Here is a 4,272-nt window from a genome sequence, read left to right as displayed (position 1 = left end):
AACAGCATGAAGCTCAGAAAACGGGCGAAAGCGCCCGCAAATCAACCTGAAAATCGGAACTTCGATGGTTGGCGTCAACCATCGCCGTGCTCCGCCAACTCGTCCGAACCTCAGGCGCTCAAAATTTTGACTTGTTCAGACCTTCCTTAGTGTGTTGCAACGACCGGTTGAATCCGCAACCCAAAGCAGACGTCCTCCCCTCGGCTGAAGGCCGGAGATCGAGAGGGCTGCGGCCGGCGGCCGCAATCTGTCAGACGCGCAGGTCCAGCCCGCTCCACGCGTCGAACACCGCTACCTGCTTTCGCAGCCAATCCACTGGAACGGAATTTGTCCCCCACTGGTGCAGCAGCCCCGCGGCCTCGCCAAGGTTCCACAAATGTCGAAGTTGAAGGAGCAGCGGCAACGCCGCAAAGTCCCGCTCGCCCACTTCACCGCCTCGCCTTCGGCGTGGCGGAACAGAGCCAACGCGCGGAGGCCTTCGGGGAACTGCAGCTGGATGTGCGAGCGCCCCGCCGTGGCGGGCACCGGCCCGCCACGCTGGCGCGCTTGGCTTCGACCGCCAAACCGTGGCGCTTGGGCCGTTTGTCGTATCCTGCAACCATGGGCACACGAGAGTCGATCCCCGGTCGGAAACTGCGCGGGCCGGAGTTCGCATTCTCGAACTACAGGATGGCGGAGCGTGCCTCACACTCGGATTTCGGCATCCGTTCGCAGGACACCGCGCTTCCCAATCCGGCGCCGCACCGGCACGAATACCTGCAAATCCACGTTCAGCTGGAGGGGACCACCCGCCACTTCCTGGACGGGGCGCAGCGCCCCGTCGGCGCGGGGACGCTCTGTTTCATCCTGCCGTTCAGGACGCACTTCATCCCGACGGTCGCGAACAGCCGCTACTACATCCTCAACGTCAGCCCTGATTACCTGCTGCCGGCGCTGGAGGTGGATCCCCTGGACCTCGCCGAAGTCCCGGTCGACCGGGCGCCAGAACTGGCGCCATTCCGCTTCCAGTCGCAACTGGATTACGTCCTCGATGCATCAGGCGCGCGCGAAGTGGCCGCGCTGTGCGAGGCGATCTTGCGGGAGGATGCGGCACGCGCGACGGGCTCGACCATCATGATCCGCGGCTACTTGCTGCAGCTGATCGGGACGGTGTGGCGCGGTTACGGGACGCGACTGAACGAGCTGGCCAGCCAGCAGCCCTGCGGACCCACCCGGCGGCAGACCATGGCGCGGCTGAGGGCCTACCTGCGCGAGCGGGACGAGCAACCGGCCTCGCTGTCCGATGCGGCCGCGGCCGTCCATGTCTCGGCGACGTACCTGGCCCATCTGGTCAAGCGCGAAACGGGCAAGACCTTCGTCGAGCTCCTCACCGCCCGCCGCATCGCCCGGGCGAAGGAGCTGCTCGTGCACACGGACCTGACGGTCAAGGAAATCGCATTCCGCTGCGGCTTCACCGACGTGGCCTACTTCAGCCGCCGGTTCCGCCAGTTCGAAGGCTGCACGCCAGTGTCGGTGCGCGCGCGCGGGACCGCCCAGCTCTGATCTGCAGCGAAAGCCGCTGTTTTGTCCCACGATAGGACAACGCAGTCCTATGCCCCTGGCCGCGCGTGCCGCGAGAATTCCTCGGCATGAACGCATCCCTGCCCGTGCCCGTCGTGGCACAACCCGCACTTCCGATCGTTGGGCGTGAGGAGAAGTTTCCCGTCCGCCGCATCTACTGCGTGGGGCGCAACTACCTCGAACACATCCGCGAGATGAAGGAGGCGGACGAGCGCGATCCGCCGTTCTTCTTCCAGAAGCCCACTGATGCGCTGGTGAGCGACGGCCAAGTGCCGTACCCGGTGTTCACCGAAGACTTCCAGTACGAATGCGAGTTGGTGGTTGCGGTCGGCGCCGCGGCCAGCGACGTCAGCGCCGACGAGGCGCTGGAATGCGTGTTCGGCTACGCGGTGGGTTTCGACATGACGCGGCGCGACCGCCAGCGCGAATCCTTCAAGCGCGGACTGCCGTGGGAGGTGGGCAAGTCCTTCGACCATTCCTCGCCCTGCGGCGCGGTCCACCCCGTGGCCGTCTGCGGGCATCCAGCCACGGGCACGCTGGCGCTGGCGGTCAACGGCCAGCGGCGGCAGCAGACGGTCCTGGAAAAGATGATCTGGAACGTCCCGGAAATCATCTCGCAGCTGTCACGCCAGTACCGGCTGATGCCCGGTGACCTGATCTACACCGGCACCCCGGACGGCGTCGGTGCGGTCGTCCCTGGTGACCGCCTCGTCGGCACGATTGCTGCTCTTGAACCCCTAGTGGTGGACATCCTTCCCGTGTCCCCCCATCCTGTGCATCGTTGAACGAACGGAGAAACGCCATGCTTCCTTCCCTGGTTCCGAAACTTGCCGGCATCGTCATGATGGCCGTGACCTCGTGGACACACGCCCAGTCCGCAGCGACCTACCCCGACCGCCCCGTGACCATCGTCGTGCCGTTCGCGGCCGGCGGCGCCAGCGACATCCTGGCGCGCCAGCTGGGCAAGCAACTGTCGCAAGTACTGGGGCAATCCTTCATCGCGGATAACCGCGTTGGCGCGGGCGGCACCGTGGGTGCGCGCGCGGTGCAGCGCTCCGCGCCCAACGGCTACACGCTGCTGATGGGGACCAACGCGTCTCACGCCATCGCGGCGGCGACCAACAAGAACCTCGGGTACGACCCGGTCCGCAACTTCACGCCCATCTCGCTCGTGGCCCACGTGCCGCAGATCCTGATGGTCCACCCCTCGCTGCCGGTCAACAACGTGAAGGAACTGATCGCGTTCGCGAAGGCCAATTCGGGCAAGCTGAACTTCAGTTCGGCGGGCAACGGCACGCCGGGCCACCTCGGGATGGAACTGTTCAAGATCATGGCCGGCATCGAGATGACGCACGTGCCTTACCAGGGCGGCGGCCCAGGCCTGCTGGCGCTGGCCGGCGGCCAGGTGCAGCTGATGGCGGACAACGTCAGTGCCGCGCTGCCGCAGATCAAGGCAGGCAAAGTCAGGGCCATCGCAGTGACCACAGGCCGGCGTTCCAGTGTGCTGCCGGACCTGCCCACCATCGCGGAGCAGGCCCTGCCCGGCTTTGACTCCGGATCCTGGTTCGCGCTGTTCGCACCGGCCGACACGCCAAAGGACATCGTCGCCAAGCTCAATGCCGAAACCATCAAGGCCCTGAACGCCCCCGAGGTGCGTGAGACCCTGCTGGCACAAGGCGCGGAGCCCAGCCCGGGCAAGCCCGAGGAACTGACTAAGCTGATCCGCGACGACATCGAGAAGTGGACGCGCGTGGCGGAAAAGATCGGCTTCAGGGCGGAGTAGCCACTTCGTCGACGCCGCCCGGCCGTCACCCGCACGGGGGCCGCGTCCCCCGCAAAGGCCGGCCACGGGGCGCTCCGCAAGTTCCAGGATCTCCGCCCAGCCACACCGCGGCAGCTCGTCCTCGTACATCGCCACAGGGGCGCTTCGCTGCCCCGCCCACGCCTTGAGCGCCGGGTGGCCGTATGCGAGCCGCACTGCCGTCCACGGAATCCGCTTGACGTAGAAGATGCCCTTGGTCGCTTCGGACCAGGGGCTGGGAATCTGGCCGACGACAACCATCCGCAAGCCGGGGATGGTCATGGCCTCTTCGACACTGACGTACGGAATGCCCATGCGCCATGCTAGCCGACGGCTGCTCCCGACCCGAAGCAGACATCACCGTGCTCCCGCCCTCACAAGGATCCTCCACCGCTCGCTGGCCGGGCCGGCGCGCGTGCGCAAGTGGCGTGACGCCGCCGCGATCGGCCAGTTGCAGGTCGACCTTTCGAGCCACCAGCATGCGCACGATCTCGGCGTGCGCGGGGCCGCCGTTGCCCAGGATGACGGCCTCCACCAGCGCAGTCCAGCCGAGATTGTTGACGTGGTCCGATGTCGATCGTGGTGGTGAGCAGCAGGCGCACTGTCTCCAGATGGCCGTGGTCGCACCCAAGATCGGTTGCGTGCCGCAAACGCTGCTGGAATGGGTCAAGCGGGTGGAGGTCGATGCCGGGGTGCGCGAAGGCGTCACGACGTGCGAGGCGCAACGGGTCAGGGATCTTGAACGCGAGGTCAAGGAGCTGCGCCGGGCCAACGAGATCCTGAAGCTGGCCAGCGCGTTTTTCGCCCAGGCGGAGCTCGACCGCCGACTGAAGTCCTGAACGGTTTCGTCGACAAGCACCGCGACATCCACGGGGTCGAGCCGATCTGCAAGGCACTGCAGATCGCCCCGT

At 66.4% G+C, this 4,272-nt stretch carries 3 protein-coding genes, 1 pseudogene and 1 other annotated feature; all 4 genes and pseudogenes read left to right on the top strand.

The annotated features are described in order from the left end of the window. Nucleotides 1-600: 600 nt before the first annotated feature. A complete protein-coding gene (locus tag JWP65_RS10950; RefSeq protein WP_299763598.1) occupies nucleotides 601-1,542 on the top strand; it encodes an AraC family transcriptional regulator in 942 nt (313 codons plus the stop codon). Nucleotides 1,543-1,628: 86 nt separating this feature from the next. Further along, nucleotides 1,629-2,345: a fumarylacetoacetate hydrolase family protein gene (locus JWP65_RS10945; RefSeq protein ID WP_299763596.1), complete on the top strand. Its 717-nt coding sequence runs from the start codon at nucleotides 1,629-1,631 to the stop codon at nucleotides 2,343-2,345. A 17-nt stretch (nucleotides 2,346-2,362) separates the two neighbouring features. Beyond that, nucleotides 2,363-3,343 carry a tripartite tricarboxylate transporter substrate binding protein gene (locus JWP65_RS10940; RefSeq protein ID WP_299763594.1) on the top strand — a complete coding sequence of 327 codons (981 nt, stop codon included), beginning with the start codon at nucleotides 2,363-2,365 and terminating at the stop codon, nucleotides 3,341-3,343. 638 nt (nucleotides 3,344-3,981) lie between these two features. Further along, nucleotides 3,982-4,272 (top strand): annotated as a pseudogene (locus tag JWP65_RS10935) (IS3 family transposase); the annotation flags it as partial. Further along, nucleotides 4,155-4,271, top strand: a sequence feature (AL1L pseudoknot). (Overlaps the previous pseudogene by 117 nt.)

Source organism: Ramlibacter sp. (assembly GCF_028292805.1).
Classification (GTDB): domain Bacteria; phylum Pseudomonadota; class Gammaproteobacteria; order Burkholderiales; family Burkholderiaceae_C; genus Ramlibacter.
Note: the sequence above shows the minus strand (reverse complement) of the source record. Positions and strands in the feature narration are given on the sequence as shown.

Excerpts from the sequence above, each read along its gene's own strand:
- JWP65_RS10945 (WP_299763596.1), top strand. The coding sequence starts at position 1,629 with ATGAACGCATCCCTGCCCGTGCCCGTCGTGGCACAACCCGCACTTCCG.
- JWP65_RS10950 (WP_299763598.1), top strand. The coding sequence starts at position 601 with ATGGGCACACGAGAGTCGATCCCCGGTCGGAAACTGCGCGGGCCGGAG.
- JWP65_RS10940 (WP_299763594.1), top strand. The coding sequence starts at position 2,363 with ATGCTTCCTTCCCTGGTTCCGAAACTTGCCGGCATCGTCATGATGGCC.